We start from the raw sequence: 13,185 nt of genomic DNA on the forward strand, positions 1-13,185 counted from the left end.
TGCCTACCGTGCAGGGCATGGAGGACGACGGGGGCGCACAGCCGGCCGGCGACGGCGTGCCGATGCCGTTGCTCCCCGGTGAGGTGGTGCCGCCGGCGTCGGAGGAGTTCGAGCTGGTGTGCGACATCTGGTCGGCCGACGCCCACATGGCCCGGGAGTACGCCCGGCAGGCGGCCGCCATCGCGGAGCTGGCGCGCCGGCGCCCGGCGGAGCGGGATGCCGACTACGGCCCTCGCGGCGGGCCGGGGCCGGACTCCCGGGCGGCGCGCCCGGCTGCGCTGGCCGATGTCTCCGACGACTTCGTCTCCGAGCTGGCGACGATCCGCAACTGCTCCGAGGTCGAGGCCGGCCGCCTGGCCGCCGAGTCGATCCTGCTCACCACCAAGCTCGCCGCCACGTGGGCGGAGCTGTTCGCCGGGCGGCTGACGATCCGCAAGGCGCGGATCCTGCTCGACCTGCTCGGCGACGCCTCCGACGCCGTCGCCGCCGCGGTGCAGGCGCGGGTGCTCCCGGGAGCTGCGGACTGCCCGCCGTCCCGGCTGGGCGACCGGACCCGCTACCACCTCTACCGGGTGGACGCCGCGGCCAGGGAGCGCCGTCGCAGGGAAGCCGAGCGCAAGGCCGACGTGCACGTCCAGCGCACCGCCGACGACCTCGGCCGGCTGGTCATCGAGGGCCCGCTGCCGGCGGTGCACGCGGCCCGCGATGCGGTCGACCAGTACGCGCGGTGGATGCGCGCCGACGGTGACGACCGGCCGATGGGCGTGCTGCGCTCGACGGCGGTGCTGGACCTGATCCTGAGGCCGTGGGACACCAGCCGCCCGCCGGTGACCGCGCACCTGCACGTCCACGCCGCGCTGCCCTCGCTCCGGCACGACGCACCGGCCGGCGCCGCGCCGGCGGAGCTGGACGGGCAGCTGATCTCCGCCGCCCAGTGCCGGGAACTGCTCGACTCCCTCGACGTGCTCGGCCTGTCACCGGCGCCGGTCGGCGGGTCGGTGCACGTCGCCATCGACGACGCGGCGACCGGTGAGACCGTCGCGGTGGCCAGCCGGGCCGAGCTCCGTCGCGCCGCCGGCCGGGGCCGTCGGGTGCGGCGCGGGAAGGCCTCGCGGGGCGCCCACCCGCCGGGGCAGCCCGACGGGCCAGGCCTGCGGCCCCCTCCTCCGACCCTGGGGTACCGGCCCACCGCTGCCCAGGAACGGCTCGTCACCGTGCGCGACCGGCACTGCCGCATGCCCGGCTGCCGCCGTCGCGCCGGCCGCTGCGACATCGACCACGGTCAGGCCTTCGCCGACGGCGGCCCCACCGACTGCTGGAACCTGTGCTGCCTGTGCCGGCGGCACCACCGGATCAAGACCTTCGCCCGCGGCTGGTCGTTCACCCTGCTCCCCGACGGCCGGCTCGTCGTCCGCACCCCGGCGGGTGTCTCCCGGACCACCCGTCCGCCCGGCTGGTACCACGACCCCGAGCCGGAGCCGCCCTGGCTCGACGACCTCGCACCCCCGGATCCGCTCCGCGCGTGAGGTCAGCCGGTGCCCGGCGCGTCGCCCGGCGGACCGGAGTTGCAGGTGGACGGACGGGGACTGTCCGGGGCTTCGCCCGAGTCGTGGGCGGAGGCGATTCGCGTGGTGCGGGCGGGGGCGGGGGTGGGGCGGAGTGACCTCGACGAGCGCGGCCAGCTGGCCACAACACGCCGCGGCCCGGCTTGACGACGCGGGAGCGCTCCGGTCTACTGGACCTCGTTCGAACACCTGTTCGAACGATGTGATCGGCCCGTCCTTCCCGGCTCTCTTCCCCGCCGGTGGGGTGGCGGGCGTGCGCGCGGGGCGAGGCGTGGGGAGGCTGTCATGAGCCGGGTGCTCGGTGAGGTCGTCGGTCGGGCCGGCGAAGAGGTGCAGGTCGAACGTGGCCCGCTGGGCCCGGTGCAGTTCTGGCGCGGGCAGTCCCGGTACGTCGTGGGAGAACTGCTCGACTCCTGGGTGGAGACCGCGCCGTGGTGGCTCCGGGACGCCGAGGTGGGTGGCGCGTCGGACGACCTGGTCGCCCCCCGCGAGGTCTGGCGGGTGGAGGCGGTGCGGGCCGGGCGGTCCCGCATGAGCTTCGCCGGCGTCTACGACCTGACGTGGGACGCCGCCGGCAACCACTGGTGGCTCGTCCGGGTGCACGACTGATGGGCGCCGCACGAGCCGTGCCGGCCGGTCAGCTGCCGCTGCCGCCCGCGCTGCCCGCCGCGGCCGCGGGCCTGCTCGACCAGGCGCACCGCGGCCTGGCGGAGGCGGCCGCGGCCACCGATCCGCGGGAGCGGTATGCCACCGCGCACCTGGCGGCGCTCCGGGCCGCCGCCGCGGTGCTGGCCGCGCGCACCCGTCCCGAGGGCGGTCGCCGGCGCCCGCGCAGCGCCTGGGTGCTGCTTGCCGAGGTCGCCCCCGAGCTGGGGGAGTGGGCCACCTTCTTCGCCGCCGGCGCGGCCAAGCGCGCCGCGGCGGAGGCGGGGCTGTCCCGGGCGGTCACCGAGCGGGAGGCCGACGACCTGGTCCGCGACGTACGGGGCTTCCTCGCCGTGGTCGAGGCCGGGCTCGGCGTCGACGCGCTGCCCGAGCCGCCCCGCTACCCGCGGCCGCACGTGGTCGGCCGGACCCCGTCCCGGTCCGCCGGGCCCCGGCGGTGAGCGACCCCTTCGTCCACCTGCACGTCGCCTCCGGTTACTCCATGCGGTACGGGGCCAACCACCCCGCCGACCTGGTGGCACGGGCCGCCGAGCACGGCATGCCGGCCCTGGCCCTGACCGACCGGGACGGGCTCTACGGTGCGGTCAAGTTCGCGCTGGCCTGCCGGTCGGCCGGGGTGCGGCCGATCTTCGGTGTCGACCTGGCGGTGGCGCCGGCGCTGGGTACCAGCGTGCCGCCGGCGCTCGCGCACGTGCTGGGGGAGGACCCCGCCGCGGCTCGGTCCCCGCGGCCGCGGACCGCGACACCTCCGCGCCGGTCCCCGGCCCGCGGTGGGGTGAGCGTCGATCCGCGGCTGCCCCGGGTCACCTTCCTCGCGCGCGACGGCGTCGGCTGGCGCTCGCTGTGCCGGCTCACCAGCGCCACCCACCTGCGCGGCACGCGCGGCGAGCCGGTGAGCTCGCTGGCGATCGCCGCCGAGCACGCCACCGGGCTGGTGCCCCTGCTCGGTCCCGGCTCCCCGGTCGGCCGGGCCCTGCTCGCGGGGCGGGCCGACCTGGCCGTCGAGCAGCTGGACGCCTGGCGCGCGGTCTTCGGCCCGGGGCTGGCACTGGAGGTGGTGCACCACCGCGGCCGGGGCGACCGGCAGCGCGCCCAGGCGCTGCTCCGGTTCGCCGCCGAGCAGCAGGTGCCGGTGGTCCTGAGCAACGCGGTCCGGTACGTCGACGCTCTCGACGCCCCCACCGCCGACGTCCTGGACGCCGCCCGGCGGCTGGTCCCGCTGGGGGCCCGGCACGTCGACCGCACCACGGCCGAGGGCTACCTGAAGTCGGGCAAGGAGATGGCCGAGGTCGCCGAGGACCTCACCGGCCCCGACCGGGACGCCGCCCTGCGGCTGCTCGAACGCACCGCCCGGCTGGCCGAGCAGTGCGCCGTCGACCCCGCCGGCGACCTGGGCATCGGCAGCGTCCGCTACCCCGAGCTCGACGTCGTCACCACGCCGGCGGAGCGGGGGATGGGTCCGGCGCAGGTGCTGCGCGCCCGGTGCGAGGCGGGGCTGGGGCGGCGGGGCATGGCGCCCACGACCCGGGTGCGGCAGCGGCTCGAGGAGGAGCTCGGGGTCATCGACTCCCTCGGCTACCCGTCCTACTTCCTGACCGTCGCGGACGTGGTCGACCTCATCAAGAGCTTGAGGGTTCGCGCGGCGGCGCGCGGATCGGGCGCCGGCAGCCTGGTCACCTACCTGCTGGGCATCTCCGACGTCGACCCGCTGCGCTACGGGTTGCTGATGGAGCGGTTCCTCTCGCCGCTGCGCCACCAGCTGCCCGACATCGACATCGATGTGGAGTCCGCCCGGCGGATGGAGGTCTACGACGCGGTCATCGACCGCTTCGGCGCCGACCGGGTCAGCTGCATCTCGATGATGGACACCTACCGGGTGCGCCACGCCATCCGCGACGTCGGTGCGGCGCTCGGCCTGCCGCCGGCGGAGGTCGACGCGGTGGCCAAGGCGTTCCCGCACATCCGCGCCAACCAGGTGCACGCCGCGCTGCGGGACCTGCCCGAGCTGCGGGCCAGCCGGTACGGCTCGCGCCGGGCCGGCGGCACCGGTGACCTCGACCTGCTGTTCGACCTGGTGTCCCGGCTCGACGGGCTGCCCCGGCACATCGCGTTGCACCCGTGCGGGGTGCTGCTCTCCGACGCCACGCTGCTGGACCGCACGCCGGTGGAGAGCAGCTATCTCGGCTACCCGATGAGCCAGTTCGACAAGGACGACGTCGAGGAGCTGGGGCTGCTCAAGCTGGACCTGCTGGGCATCCGGATGCAGTCGGCGATCGCGCACGCCCTCGACGAGATCGAGCGGACCGACGGCGAGACCGTCGACATCGACGCGATCCCGCGGGACGACCCGACGACGTTCGAGCTGATCCGCAGCACCCGCACGCTCGGCATGTTCCAGATCGAGTCGCCGGGGCAGCGGGAGCTGGTCGGCAAGTTCGGCCCCCGGACGTTCGAGGACATCATCATCGACATCTCGCTGTTCCGGCCCGGGCCGGTGAAGAGCGACATGGTCACCCCGTTCCTCATGGCCCGGAACGGCTGGCGCGACGCCGAGTACCCCCACCCCGACCTGGAGTTCGCTCTCGCCGAGACCGCCGGGGTGGTGGTCTTCCACGAGCAGGTGCTGCAGGTGGTGGCCCGGATGGCCGGTTGCACGCTGGCCGAGGCCGACGAGGTGCGCCGGGCGCTGGGGGAGAAGGACGCCCACCCCGAGGTGCGGGCCTGGTTCGTCCCGCGCGCGCTGGACGCCGGGTACCCGGTGGAGGTCGCCGAGCGGGTGTGGGAGGTGCTGGCCGCCTTCGGGTCGTTCGGCTTCTGCAAGGCGCACGCGGCGGCGTTCGCGCTGCCCACCTACCAGTCGGCCTGGCTGAAGACCCACCACCCGGCGGCGTTCCTGGCCGGCGTGCTCACCCACGACCCCGGCATGTACCCGAAGCGGCTGATCCTCGACGACGCGCGCAACTTCGGCATCCGGGTGCTCGGGCTCGACGTCAACGCCTCGACCGGCAGCTACCGGGTCGAACGGCTCGCCGCCGGCGATGACACCGACGACGACCCCGAAGCTCAGGTGGAGGTCGAGGGCTGGCATCGCCCGGAGTGGATGCCGGCGACGATGCCCGACCCCACGCGGTACGGCATCCGGCTCTCGCTGGCCGACGTGAAGGGCATCTCCGACGACGAGGTCGCGCGGGTGGTCGCCGGGCAGCCCTATCGGTCACTGACGGATTTCTGGGGGCGGGCGTCGGTGTCCCGCCCGGTGGTGGAGCGGCTGGTGCTGGCCGGGGGGTTCGACTCGCTCTACGGGTTCGGGATGCGCGACCGGGAGGCCGGCCGGCCGACCCGCCGGCGACGACAGGTGACCCGGCGCGACCTGCTGCTGCAGATCAGCGAGCTCGACCGGTGGAGCCGCAGCGGCGCGCGGGCGACGTCCGACGGGCAGCTGAGCCTGGACCTCATGGGGATGGGGCTGCCCGAGGAGGAGTCCACCGGGGAGCCGGCCGGCCCGGAGTGGGCCGAGGGCAGCGGGCTGCCCGAGTTCACCGACGCCGAGCTGGTGCGGGCGGAGCTGGAGGTGCTCGGGCTGGACGCCAGCCGGCACGTCGTCGACTTCTACCGGCCGTTCCTGTCGGCGGTCGGCGCGGTGCCGGCCGGGGAGCTCCTCGGCTGCCGCAGCGGCAGCGAGGTGCTGGTGGCCGGTGTCAAGGTGGCCACCCAGACCCCGCCGATCCGGTCGGGGCGCCGCGTGGTGTTCGTGACCCTCGACGACGGCACCGGCTGCACCGACTCGACCTTCTTCGAGGACGCGCAGGGTCCCTACGCCGCGACGGTCTTCCACTCGTGGCTGCTGGTCATCCGCGGGGTCCTGCGCCGGACCGGGCCGCGCGGGGTGTCGCTGCGGGCCACCGGGGCGTGGGAGCTGCCGGCGCTGCACGAGGCGTGGGAGGCCGACGGGCTCGACGGTGTCCGCGACCTGATGGCTGCGCCGGGGGAGTACACCGAGCAGTCGATCGCCGGGGCGGCCGCATCGCACGGCTCCCGACCGGTGGTCGTGCGCCCCGTCCTGGTCCACCCGACCGGCTTCCGCATGTCGCCCTACGCCGACATCAAGCCGGCCGGCGAGGAGACGAAGGGCGCGGCCCGCCGCGCCGCGGCCGGACCGCCGCGGAAGCTCTGGCACTCCAGCCCGGGCAGCTCGGGCCACTGAGGAATACCCCGCTGCCCCCAGCCGCTCGCCGGCCGGGGGCAGCGCCCGGGCTCAGCCGTTGCCGCTCTCGGGCTCGGTGGCCTCGTCGACCTCCTGCTCGACCTCGTCGACACCCTGCTCGATGTTCTGCTCGACGCCGTCGTCCACCACGTCGTCACCGCAGGCGACCGTCGTGAGGGAGGCGGCGGTGATGGCGAACGCGGCCGCGGTCCGGCGGAGCAGACGTGGACGGGTGGCGCGGGTCATGGCAACTCCTCGGTCGTCGGTGGTACTGACCGGACAGGTCTGCCCCCGGGCTCCCGGCCGGTAAACGACCGGCGCCGGTCGACCGCCGACCGATGAGTCCGGGCGACGCCGGAGGTCCGACCACCGACACCGACACCGGCACCCGGCCGGCGTGCGCAGGAGAGGACCGACCATGCCCAAGCAGATCCCGTGTCTGTGGTTCGACGGCCAGGCCGAGGAGGCGGCGACGCTCTACACCTCGGTCTTCCCGAACTCCCGCATCGGCCAGGTGACCCGGTACGGACCGGGCATGCCGCCGCCCATGCAGGAGGGCGACGTCCTGACCGTCACCTTCACCCTCGACGGCCAGGAGTACACCGCCCTCAACGGCGGCCCGCAGTTCCCGTTCACCGAGGCGGTCTCCTTCCAGATCATGTGCGCTGACCAGGAGGAGGCCGACCACTACTGGGACCGGCTCACCGACGGCGGCGAGGCGAGCATGTGCGGCTGGCTCAAGGACCGCTTCGGCGTCTCCTGGCAGGTCGTCCCCGAGGAGCTGATGGCCCTGCTCAACGACCCCGATCCGGCGCGTGCCCAGCGCGCGACGCAGGCGATGCTGCAGATGCGCCGCATCGACCTCGCCGAGATCCGCCGGGCCGCCGACGGGGTCGACGCCCAGGTCGACGCACAGGTCGACGCATAGGTCGACGCATAGCCCGGTGCCCAGGGACGACGGCGCGGCGCCCACCGGCGGGGAAGCGGTGGGCGCCGCGGTCCGCCGCTAGGCTCCGGTGGGTGCCGACCGTTCCCGCCTCGCCGACCGCGGAGCAGCTGCCCGTCCGGACCGCTGCCGTGTGGGCCGCGCTCGACCCGCTGGTCGGCGCCGGGAACGCGCTCCGCGTGCTGGACGTCGGCGGCGGCAGCGGGATGTTCGCCGTCCCCCTGGCCCGCCTGGGCCACACCGTCACCGTCGTCGACCCCAGTGCCGACGCCCTGGCCACCCTGGGCCGGCGCGCCCAGACCGCCGGGGTGGGCGACCGGGTCCGCGGGGTCCAGGGCGACGGCGACCTGCTGCACGAGGTCCTCGCGGACGACGGCGGGTACGACCTCGCCCTCTGCCACTCCGTCCTCGAGGTCGTCGACGACCCCGCGGTCACCCTGGCCGAGATCGCCGGCGCCCTGCGCAGCGGGGGGTGGGTGAGCCTCGCCGTCGCCAACCGGGCCGGCTCCGTGCTCGCCCGCGCTCTCGCCGGCCACCCCGCGGAGGCCCTCACGCACCTCCGCGACCAGGGCGCGGCGCCGGGTCGGCCGGTCCGCCGCCGGTTCACCCCCGAGGACCTGCTCGCGCTGGTCGCCGGCGCCGGGCTGACGCCGGGTACCTGGCGCGGGGTCTCCGTCGTCGCCGACCTGCTGGATACCGCGTCCGGCGCCGACCCCGCCGCGGTCCGGGACCTCGAGCTCGCGCTCGCCGACACCTCGCCCTACCGCGAGGTGGCCGCGGGCCTCCACCTGCTGGCGACCCGCGCGTGACCGGCGGGGTCGACGGCGCCCTGCCGCCCGACCTGCACCGGCCCGCCTACGGCGTCGCCACCCTGGCCGACGTGCTGCCCGGCGTCGCGGCGGCCCTGGGCAGCCCCGTGCCCCGCGGCGACCTCCCCGTCGACCCCCTGGGCCTGGCCGGGGCCCGGGGGGGGGGGGGGGGGGGGGGGGGGGGGGGGGGGGGGGGGGGGGGGGGGGGGGGGGGGCGGGCGCCCCGGCCCCGGCCCCCCCGCCCCCCACGCCCGCCCCCCCCCGCACCCCCACTCCACACCCCCCCCCCCCCCCCCCCCCCCCCCCCCCCCCCCCCCCCCCCCCCGCCCCCCCCCCCCCCCCCCCCCCCCCCCCCCCCCCCCCCACCACCGTCCCCCCCGACCCCGAGCCAGCCGAGGAGCCATGAAACTGCACGATGCCCGGAAGGACCTCATCGCGGGCGGGGTCTTCACCGGTTTCGGGCTGGCCTTCGCCATCACCTCGGCCACGTACGACATCGGCAGCCCGCTGCGCATGGGACCGGGTTTCTTCCCGCTGGTCCTCGGCGGGGTGCTCGTCGTCCTGGGCATCGCGATCGCCGTCACCGGCTACCTCTCCGGCGAGGGCGGCGACCCGGGCCCCGTCCCCTGGCGGGCGCTGGTGCTGCTGGTCACCGCCCTGCTCTTCTTCGGCTACTTCGTGCGCGCGCTGGGCCTGGTGCCGACGCTGCTGGTGACGGTCACGATGGCCGTGCTGGCCGGCCGGAGCGTCCGGGTCATCCCGGCCCTGGTGATCGCGGTGAGCATCACCGCGGTCTGCGTGCTGATCTTCGTGGTGGCGCTGCAGCTGCGGCTGCCGCTCCTCGGCCCGTGGCTGGGGGGCTGAGGCCTCCATGGGGGTGCTCGAGAGCCTCGCGCTCGGCTTCGAGACGGCGTTCACGCCGGTCAACCTGCTCTTCTGCCTCCTCGGCGTCGCCCTCGGCACCGCGGTCGGCGTCCTGCCCGGCATCGGGCCGACCGCCACGATGGCGCTGCTGCTGCCGATCACCTTCGGCTTCGAGCCGGTCACCGCGCTGATCATGCTGGCGGGCATCTACTACGGCGCCCAGTACGGCGGGTCCACCACCGCCATCCTGATCAACCTGCCCGGCGAGTCGTCGGCCGCCGTGACGGCGATCGACGGCTACTCCATGGCCAAGCAGGGCCGGGCCGGCAAGGCGCTGGCCACGGCGGCCCTCGGCTCGTTCTTCGCCGGCAGCGTGGCCACGCTCATCGTGGCGCTCCTCGCCGCGCCGATCGCCGACATCGCGCTCGAGTTCGGCCCGGCCGAGTTCTTCTCGCTCATCGTGCTCGGCCTCATCGCCTCCATCACGCTGGCCAGCGGCTCGACGCTCAAGGCGCTGGCGATGATCGTCCTCGGGCTCCTGCTCGGCACGGTCGGGCAGGACATCGCCACCGGCGTCCCGCGCTTCACCTTCGGCCAGCGCGAGCTGTTCGGCGGCTTCGAGTTCGTCTCCCTCGCGGTCGGGCTGTTCGGCATCGCCGAGATCCTGCGCAACCTCGAGGGCGACATGACGCGCAGCGTCATGGTCAAGAAGGTCGAGAACCTCTGGCTCTCCAAGGAGGACTTCCGCCGCATCCGGATGCCGGTGCTGCGCGGGACGGCCCTGGGCTCGGCGCTCGGCGTCCTCCCCGGGGCCGGGCACGTCCTCGCCTCGTTCGTCTCCTACTCGATGGAGAAGCGCTCCTCGAAGCGGCCCGAGGAGTTCGGCAAGGGAGCGATCGAGGGCGTCGCCGGGCCGGAGTCGGCGAACAACGCCGCCGCCCAGACGTCGTTCATCCCCCTGCTGACCTTCGGGCTGCCGGCCAACTCGATCATGGCGCTGCTGATCGGCGCGCTGATCATCCAGGGCATCGTCCCGGGCCCGAACGTCATCGTCGACGAGCCCGCGCTCTTCTGGGGGCTGATCGTCTCGTTCTGGATCGGCAACCTGTTCCTGGTGCTGCTGAACCTGCCGCTGATCGGGCTGTGGGTGAAGATGCTCACGATCCCGTACCGGTGGCTGTTCCCGGCGATCGTCGCCTTCGCCTGCATCGGCACCTACGCGATCAGCCTCAACGCCTACGACGTCTACGCCATCGCCTTCTTCGCGCTCCTCGGCTACGGGCTCATCAAGCTGGGGTGCGAGCCGGCGCCGCTGCTGCTGGGCTTCGTGCTGGGGCCGCTGCTGGAGCGGTTCCTGCGCCGCGCGCTCACCATCTCCCAGGGCGACGCGACCGTCTTCCTCACCCGCCCGATCTCGCTGGCCCTCCTCGTCCTGGCGGCGCTGGCCCTGCTCATCGCGGTGCTCCCGTCGGTCCGCCGCAAGCGCGAGGCCGTGTTCGAGGAGGAGGAGGTCTGACGCACCGCGTCGACCGGCGCGGCCCTCAGGTGGTCAGCGCCAGCCAGATCGGCAGGGTGAGGAGCGCGGCCGTCGTCGCCGCCGACACCTGGGCGGCGACGAACGCGCCGTTGCCGTCCATGCGTGCGGCCAGCACGTACGACGCGGTGGCCGGGGGGACGGCGGCGAGCGCGAGGACGACGAAGCGCTGGTCCCCGTCCACGCCGAGCAGGGCGCACAGGCCCAGCGCCACCGCGGGGACGGCGAGGAGCTTCACCGCCCCGAGGTAGCCGGCCATGAACCGCTGCCCGCGCGGCAGGCCGCCCAGGCGCAGGGCCGCCCCCACCGCGAGCAGCCCCAGCGGCACGGCGGCGGCGGCCAGCCGGGAGAGCGTCGCGTCCACCGGCGAGGGGAGCGCGAGCCCCAGGAGGTTGCCGCCCAGCCCGGCGACCGTGGCCAGGATCAGCGGGTTGCGGCCGACGGCCGCGAGGACGCGCACCACCCCACCGGTCGTGCCCCCGGGGGCGCTGCGGGCCAGGGCCGTGACCGCGAGGACGTTGACCAGCGGCACGGTGACGCCGAGGAGCACGCCCATGAGGGCGAGCGCGGCGACCCCCAGGTCCTCGACCAGCGCGAGGGCGATGAAGGTGTTGAACCGGAAGGCCGTCTGCCACCCCGAGGCCGCCGTCATGCGGTCGACGCCCGGGAGCCACCGGACCACCGCCCCGAGCAGGGCACCCACCCCCAGGGCGCCCACCGCGGCGAGCAGCGCTCCGCCGGAGCCGGCCGCGGCCAGGTCCGCCGACAGCGTGGTGCGGAAGAGCAGCACCGGGAAGAGCACGAAGTAGACCAGGCGCTCCAGGTCGACCCAGAAGCCCGGTGACCGCCAGGCGTAGCGGCGCAGGAGCACGCCGATGAGGAGGAGGGCGAACTCCGGGAGGACGAGCGCGGCCGCGTTCACCGGGCCGTCACCCGTACGCGTCGAACGCGAGGTAGACCGCCAGCCCTACACCGGCGAGGGCGATGACCCGCCGCAGCGCCGTCTGGGGAGCCACCCGGACGATGCGCGGGCCGAGGAGCGCGCCGAGGAACAGCCCGAGGGCCAGCGGCAGGGCGGCCGACCAGACGACCGTGGCGAAGACCGCGAAGCCGATCGCGGCGACGGTGTTGGCCACGCCGAGCACGACGTTGCGCATGGCGTTGCTGCGGGGGAGGCCCTCCCCGGTGGTGAGCAGGAAGGTGGCCAACATCAGCACGCCGGCGGCGGCACCGAAGTAGCCGCCGTAGACGGAGATGACGAGGACGGCGACCGGCAGCCACCACTGGTCGGGGCGGCCGGCGCGCGCCGCGGCGCCCTCGGCCGCGAGCTCCCGCGGGGAGCGCTGGACCAGGATGGCGATCGACGCCGCGCCGATGAGCCACGGCACGACCTTCTCGAAGCCGCCCGCCGGGGTGAGCAGCAGGAGCAGCGCGCCGACGGCTCCGCCGACCAGCCCGGCGACCATCAGCGGGACCAGCCGCCGCCCCTGGCCCGCCAGCTCCGGGCGGGACGCGCTCACCGTGCCCACGCCCACCACGACCAGGGCGGCGGTGTTGGTGACGTTGGCCGTCACCGGGGGCAGGCCCACGGCCAGCAGGGCCGGGTAGCTGATCAGCGAGGCCAGCCCGGCGATGCTGCCGGTGAGCCCCGCCCCGACGCCGGCGAGCACCAGGAACACGAACTCCCAGGCGCTCACCGTCGCTGCTCCGCAGGGGAACCCGAGGCTTCAGCGCTCATCCGGTCACCACCACCACGATCGCCACCAGCCCCAGCACGACGATCGCCGTCCGCAGCACGGCGGAAGGCAGCCGCCGGCCGTAGCGGGAGCTGACCGCGGCGCCGAGCAGCGACCCCACGGACAGCAGCGCGGCGGCCGACCAGACGATGCGGTCGGGCGCGACGACGACGTAGGCGCCGGCGGCGACGGCGTTGACCGCCAGCGTGAGCACGTTCTTGAGGGCGTTGAGGCGCTGCAGCGGCTCGCGCAGCAGCAGCCCGAAGATGCCGATCTGCAGCACGCCCTGGCTGGCGGCGAAGTAGCCGCCGTAGGTGCCGGTGAAGTAGGCGCCGGCGAAGCAGGCGGCCAGCCGCCCGCCCCTGACCGGCGGCGCCGTGCCGTCCTCCGGCCGGGCGGGGAGCCGGCGCTGGACCCGCGGCCCGAGCACCACCAGGACCACGGCGAGCCCGATGAGGGCCGGCACGATCGCCTCGAACGCCGCGGCCGGCAGGGTGAGCAGCAGGAAGGCCCCGGTGAGCGCGCCCAGGACGGAGGCGGGCAGGAGGCTCAGCAGCAGCCGTCGCTGGCCGCGGAGCTCGCGGCGGTAGCCGATGGATCCGCTGAGGTTGCCGGCGACCAGGCCGAGGGAGTTGGTGATGGTGGCCGGCACCGGGGGGAGCCCCACCGCCAGGAGCACCGGGAAGCTGACGAGGGTGCCGGAGCCGACGACGGCGTTGATGCCACCGGCCGCGAAGCCGGCCGCGGCCACCGCGAGCATCTCCCACCCGCTCATCTGGTCATCGCCGGGAAGGGTCGCACGACACCGCCCGGGGCCGCCGCTGCGGGACTGTGTCGGACGGCTCACACCCGGTGGCCTGC

General features: G+C 75.4%; 12 protein-coding genes. 8 read left to right on the top strand and 4 right to left on the bottom strand.

Annotated features, from left to right (window positions below; genetic code table 11):
* Window positions 1-17 precede the first annotated feature (17 nt).
* The 4 genes from ACI794_RS12600 to ACI794_RS12615 all read left to right on the top strand — a co-directional run bounded on the left by ACI794_RS12600 (window position 18) and on the right by ACI794_RS12615 (window position 6,435).
* Complete coding sequence (locus ACI794_RS12600) at window positions 18-1,526, top strand: HNH endonuclease signature motif containing protein (protein ID WP_456616530.1); 1,509 nt, start codon at window positions 18-20, stop codon at window positions 1,524-1,526.
* 324 nt (window positions 1,527-1,850) lie between these two features.
* Entirely contained in the window at window positions 1,851-2,174 is a 324-nt protein-coding gene (locus ACI794_RS12605; protein ID WP_456601848.1) for a DUF6504 family protein, read from the top strand.
* Window positions 2,174-2,671 carry an SAV_6107 family HEPN domain-containing protein gene (locus ACI794_RS12610; protein WP_456580909.1) on the top strand — a complete coding sequence of 166 codons (498 nt, stop codon included), beginning with the start codon at window positions 2,174-2,176 and terminating at the stop codon, window positions 2,669-2,671. Before ACI794_RS12605 ends, ACI794_RS12610 begins: the two co-directional genes overlap by 1 nt.
* On the top strand, window positions 2,668-6,435 hold the full coding sequence (locus ACI794_RS12615; RefSeq protein ID WP_456616531.1) for a DNA polymerase III subunit alpha: 3,768 nt from the start codon (window positions 2,668-2,670) through the stop codon (window positions 6,433-6,435). The genes ACI794_RS12610 and ACI794_RS12615 overlap by 4 nt, the downstream gene beginning before the upstream one ends.
* A 51-nt stretch (window positions 6,436-6,486) precedes the next feature.
* Here the strand turns inward: ACI794_RS12615 and ACI794_RS12620 are convergent, their stop codons facing one another.
* A complete protein-coding gene (locus ACI794_RS12620) occupies window positions 6,487-6,681 on the bottom strand; it encodes a hypothetical protein (RefSeq protein WP_456580907.1) in 195 nt (64 codons plus the stop codon).
* A 172-nt stretch (window positions 6,682-6,853) separates the two neighbouring features.
* Here ACI794_RS12620 and ACI794_RS12625 point away from each other — a divergent pair, with 172 nt between their 5' ends.
* From ACI794_RS12625 to ACI794_RS12640, 4 genes are all read left to right on the top strand, one after another.
* On the top strand, window positions 6,854-7,363 hold the full coding sequence (locus ACI794_RS12625) for a VOC family protein (RefSeq protein WP_456616532.1): 510 nt from the start codon (window positions 6,854-6,856) through the stop codon (window positions 7,361-7,363).
* A gap of 92 nt (window positions 7,364-7,455) precedes the next feature.
* A complete protein-coding gene (locus tag ACI794_RS12630) occupies window positions 7,456-8,190 on the top strand; it encodes a class I SAM-dependent methyltransferase (protein WP_456601852.1) in 735 nt (244 codons plus the stop codon).
* Window positions 8,191-8,592: 402 nt separating this feature from the next.
* Entirely contained in the window at window positions 8,593-9,054 is a 462-nt protein-coding gene (locus tag ACI794_RS12635) for a tripartite tricarboxylate transporter TctB family protein (protein ID WP_456603252.1), read from the top strand.
* Between the two features lie 7 nt (window positions 9,055-9,061).
* On the top strand, window positions 9,062-10,570 hold the full coding sequence (locus ACI794_RS12640) for a tripartite tricarboxylate transporter permease (RefSeq protein WP_456603253.1): 1,509 nt from the start codon (window positions 9,062-9,064) through the stop codon (window positions 10,568-10,570).
* A gap of 25 nt (window positions 10,571-10,595) precedes the next feature.
* Here the strand turns inward: ACI794_RS12640 and ACI794_RS12645 are convergent, their stop codons facing one another.
* The 3 genes from ACI794_RS12645 to ACI794_RS12655 are packed head-to-tail and all read right to left on the bottom strand — an operon-like array spanning window position 10,596 to window position 13,099.
* Window positions 10,596-11,510: an AEC family transporter gene (locus ACI794_RS12645; RefSeq protein ID WP_456603254.1), complete on the bottom strand. Its 915-nt coding sequence runs from the start codon at window positions 11,508-11,510 to the stop codon at window positions 10,596-10,598.
* A 7-nt stretch (window positions 11,511-11,517) separates the two neighbouring features.
* Window positions 11,518-12,285: a sulfite exporter TauE/SafE family protein gene (locus tag ACI794_RS12650; RefSeq protein WP_456603255.1), complete on the bottom strand. Its 768-nt coding sequence runs from the start codon at window positions 12,283-12,285 to the stop codon at window positions 11,518-11,520.
* A gap of 37 nt (window positions 12,286-12,322) precedes the next feature.
* Window positions 12,323-13,099: a sulfite exporter TauE/SafE family protein gene (locus tag ACI794_RS12655; RefSeq protein WP_456582346.1), complete on the bottom strand. Its 777-nt coding sequence runs from the start codon at window positions 13,097-13,099 to the stop codon at window positions 12,323-12,325.
* Between the last annotated feature and the right edge of the window lie 86 nt (window positions 13,100-13,185).

Source organism: Blastococcus sp. SYSU DS0541, assembly GCF_054050875.1.

Coding starts and splice junctions, on each gene's coding strand:
- ACI794_RS12600 (WP_456616530.1), top strand. CDS start 18: ATGGAGGACGACGGGGGCGCACAGCCGGCCGGCGACGGCGTGCCGATG.
- ACI794_RS12605 (WP_456601848.1), top strand. CDS start 1,851: ATGAGCCGGGTGCTCGGTGAGGTCGTCGGTCGGGCCGGCGAAGAGGTG.
- ACI794_RS12610 (WP_456580909.1), top strand. CDS start 2,174: ATGGGCGCCGCACGAGCCGTGCCGGCCGGTCAGCTGCCGCTGCCGCCC.
- ACI794_RS12620 (WP_456580907.1), bottom strand. CDS start 6,681: ATGACCCGCGCCACCCGTCCACGTCTGCTCCGCCGGACCGCGGCCGCG.
- ACI794_RS12625 (WP_456616532.1), top strand. CDS start 6,854: ATGCCCAAGCAGATCCCGTGTCTGTGGTTCGACGGCCAGGCCGAGGAG.
- ACI794_RS12635 (WP_456603252.1), top strand. CDS start 8,593: ATGAAACTGCACGATGCCCGGAAGGACCTCATCGCGGGCGGGGTCTTC.
- ACI794_RS12640 (WP_456603253.1), top strand. CDS start 9,062: ATGGGGGTGCTCGAGAGCCTCGCGCTCGGCTTCGAGACGGCGTTCACG.
- ACI794_RS12655 (WP_456582346.1), bottom strand. CDS start 13,099: ATGAGCGGGTGGGAGATGCTCGCGGTGGCCGCGGCCGGCTTCGCGGCC.